Source organism: Bacillus sp. JJ664, assembly GCF_036962205.1.
Lineage (GTDB): Bacteria > Bacillota > Bacilli > Bacillales > Bacillaceae_G > Gottfriedia.
This window is the reverse complement of the sequence record NZ_JBALMS010000153.1, coordinates 1-3,287: the sequence shown is the minus strand read 5'-3', so window position 1 is coordinate 3,287 and position 3,287 is coordinate 1. Positions and strand designations below refer to the sequence as shown.

The 3,287-nt window shown below is 33.9% G+C and carries 5 protein-coding genes; 2 read left to right on the top strand and 3 right to left on the bottom strand.

Annotation, left to right across the window (positions count from 1 at the left end):
- The first annotated feature begins 172 nt into the window (after window positions 1-172).
- The gene (locus V7056_RS18675; protein WP_499703898.1) at window positions 173-820 is read left to right on the top strand and encodes a hypothetical protein; all 648 of its coding nucleotides are present in this window, start codon (window positions 173-175) and stop codon (window positions 818-820) included.
- A 334-nt stretch (window positions 821-1,154) separates the two neighbouring features.
- Entirely contained in the window at window positions 1,155-1,544 is a 390-nt protein-coding gene (locus tag V7056_RS18670; protein WP_499703900.1) for a DUF1259 domain-containing protein, read from the top strand.
- Between the two features lie 302 nt (window positions 1,545-1,846).
- Here the strand turns inward: V7056_RS18670 and V7056_RS18665 are convergent, their stop codons facing one another.
- The 3 genes from V7056_RS18665 to V7056_RS18655 all read right to left on the bottom strand — a co-directional run bounded on the left by V7056_RS18665 (window position 1,847) and on the right by V7056_RS18655 (window position 3,154).
- Complete coding sequence (locus tag V7056_RS18665) at window positions 1,847-2,356, bottom strand: DinB family protein (protein WP_499703897.1); 510 nt, start codon at window positions 2,354-2,356, stop codon at window positions 1,847-1,849.
- Window positions 2,357-2,639: 283 nt separating this feature from the next.
- On the bottom strand, window positions 2,640-2,858 hold the full coding sequence (locus tag V7056_RS18660) for a hypothetical protein (protein ID WP_499703896.1): 219 nt from the start codon (window positions 2,856-2,858) through the stop codon (window positions 2,640-2,642).
- A gap of 155 nt (window positions 2,859-3,013) precedes the next feature.
- The gene (locus tag V7056_RS18655) at window positions 3,014-3,154 is read right to left on the bottom strand and encodes a DUF5412 family protein (protein ID WP_499703899.1); all 141 of its coding nucleotides are present in this window, start codon (window positions 3,152-3,154) and stop codon (window positions 3,014-3,016) included.
- Window positions 3,155-3,287 lie beyond the last annotated feature (133 nt).

Below are 3,287 nucleotides of genomic sequence, written 5' to 3'. Positions count from 1 at the left end.
TAATAAAAAATGAGCCACAGAAGTGACTCAAAATTTTAAACTAACGCGCCAGTTAGTTTAATAAGAAGATTCAATATCCTGCTAAGCCAGGTCCAGCAAACACTCTTGTAGACGCACTTCATCATAGCATTTGTAAAAAAGCTAGACTAAATAGGAGAATGGGTGATTATATATGAGTAGATACAAATTTTGGATTTTAGGAGCCTGGTTAATTATGACTGATTTAGTAAAATTGTCGAAAGCTGAAGTCTTTGGAGCTGCAAATGGTGTGATGTTCATGACTTTTTTCGGAGCGCTTTGGGCTTCCATTGGTATTATTGGTTCACATGGACTTGTAGCTCCCTGGTTACTTGTTCTTTCGGTTGTTATGACAATAATCTTACTCATCGGAGCCATATCGCTTTTTGGTAAAGCTCGTAACATGAACAATGCTTTTATACCGGAAGTGAGTGAACATAGGAAAAAAATAAATCGAAAATTTGGTTTGATCTTCGGTCTAGAGGGTCTTGCGATCTTTATTGCAAGTGTGATTTGTAACATAATCAACCATTTTGAAGTCTTCTTCCCTATTATGGCTATTATTGTCGGTATTCATTTTTTTCCTTTAGCTAAATTATTTCGAGAAAATTTTTATTATGGTACAGGTGGAGTGCTCTGTATTTTAGGCGTTATTACTTTCTTATTACCAACGAATGTCACTGTTAGCAATGTAACTCTAATTGCAACGTCTACTTTTATCGGTTTTGGCTCTGCTTTGACACTATGGTTGACAGGACTGAGAATCTGGATAACCATACTCAAACAATTGAAACAAATATAAAAAGGAGCAATGAGATGACGGGTTTAGTCTAAGATGTTTTAGCATTGTTAAACCCCTTCTCGCGGATCAATCGAGTGTCCGCTTAAGAAATGGCTTATCTTTCATTACTCAGTTAAAGGATTAGGGTCAAATAAATTTAAAATATCCATTGACTAGTCGTAAGAAAAAGACTACCGAAGTAGTCATGTTGTTAAACTCACGCGCCAGTTAGTTGTATTAGAAAATTATAATAATTATTTTATCATTTCTTATTAAACTTTTAGTGACATAAACGATTATAAAACTCACTTTTTTTTCATTTATTCATATCCTAATAACACTTGGGAGGAGATGAATAGTTGTGACCAATGATGAATTGATTTGTAAAGAGTTTGCTAGAATTATCGGAGGCCAAGAGGGATTTGCCGGGGGAAAATGTGTGGCAACAATAAATCGAAATGAAATACCAGCAATAATTTTAGGAAAGCGATTCAGAGTAACCTCTTCTTTCTCATTTGAATCGAAAGATAATCAGACTAAACAAGCCTTATGCTTAGGTAGAGTTGCACTCTTGCAAAATGAAGTTGAGCAATTTGTATCTTCAATTGTTAAACATGGAATAGTTGTTTCTTCTATACACAATGAGTGGCTATTTGATAATCCAAATTTGATTTACGTAAATATCGAAGCTATTGATGATCCATTAGTTTTTGCAAGGAAGGTCAGAAAATCGCTAAAGAACTAATAGATAACTGTCCCCATAAAAACATAAATAATGAGAATTTAATAAAGAGCTACTAATAATTGTTGCTCTTTATTAGTTTCGCTTTGGATACAATTTTTTATTTACTTTTTCAACAAACGCGCCAGTTAGTTGCACAAGAACTAGCCTATTTTCACAAGAAATCGTAGGTGAATCTAGTTTACATAAATACCGTTATCGGCAATAAAAAAAGGACTTTCAACAGGAAAGATCCTTTTTTTGCTGGTTCTTCAACTAACGCACACTAAATAAGAAATTAGGTTTTTTCATTAATAGAAAAAGACCTATAAGTATTTATCACTAATCACTTTCATATGGTGTAACTCGTGCCCGGCAATGCCATATGCAATGATACCTATCGAAACTGGGCTGTTCATTACAGTTCCATTACGATCCCACGCTGCATCATCAATGGTTGAAATAAGACTTAACGTGTTGGAGCGTACTGTGTCTAAACCAGATAGTAGCTGCTCCCAGGATAATTTGTTGAAGTTTGCCGCAGAAACGTATTGATCCTGATCCATTGCTGGGAGAGGTGCACTTTCATTTCGTGCAATGGCAAGCATTCGATACGACATCACACGTTCCGAGTCGGTCATATGCCCAATCACTTCTTTTAAAGTCCATTTCCCTGGTGCGTACGCCTTCCTTGCTGACTCCTCTGATATGCTGCTCAAGAGGGTAATGGTCTTAGTTCGTTGCTTACTAAGTATTTCTTCAATATCTCCATCTGGCACAAGACTAACATACCTAGCATGCTCTGGATTTTCAATAAATAATGGTCGCGGACGCATAAGAATCCTCCTCACCGGAATAGTTAATTATGGTTCTATGCTATTATTCGACTGTCAAGAAGATATTTCCTTTATTTGATATTTAATTTCATTACCGCAAAATAATTGAAAATTACACAACTTTATAATCTCTGTACAACTGCTTTATGCAGTTAAATTAATACAGATAAGAATGGATTAATTCACTTTTTAATCCACTAACCTGCCAAATACTCCAATAAAAAAAAGCCTCATAAGCGACTTGTAATCTTCTTGAACTAACGAGCCAGTTAGTTGTATAGAATTATATATCCAATAGTAATAATTCAATATCAGTTTTTAAATCTGTCTTTTCTAACTCCATTCCTTGTACTTCTGCTGACCCTGTTGAATATCCCTTAGAATTAATAACATAATGTTTTAACTCTAAAAAAGTACTTAAAGGAAAACTACCGAAAATAGAAATTATTAGTAGAGAAATCATTGCTACAACCCAAACTGATAATCTATTTATTTCTTTCAATCCTTCAAAGTTTTCAATTACCGAAGTAGAAAAAATAATAACCATTAAGTAACAGAATACATTTGGAATAAACCATGCAAGTCTTAACTTATTGTTTTTAAAATTAAACGAAAATGAAAGATGGTATACGAAGTCGTTGCTCCTCCACTATTAACCTATGCTTTTAGAGTATAGACCCCGTTTGGAAATGTTTCCTCAGTAAGGTAATCTCCTTTTGGCAAGCTAATCATATCAAAAAACGCCCAGTACACTCCATACCCTAAGAGACCTACAAGTAATAGGATGCCTAAAAGAATTATTTTTACTGTTTTAAGCCTCTTATTTTGCCATTTCTGATTCTTTTCTATTATTTTAGTAGTTTAATACTGCACCCCATATTAAATAATTTACAGATAATGTATCAGAAAATTTTATTATTAAATTATACTT

Excerpts from the sequence above, each read along its gene's own strand:
- V7056_RS18675 (WP_499703898.1), top strand. The coding sequence starts at position 173 with ATGAGTAGATACAAATTTTGGATTTTAGGAGCCTGGTTAATTATGACT.
- V7056_RS18665 (WP_499703897.1), bottom strand. The coding sequence starts at position 2,356 with ATGCGTCCGCGACCATTATTTATTGAAAATCCAGAGCATGCTAGGTAT.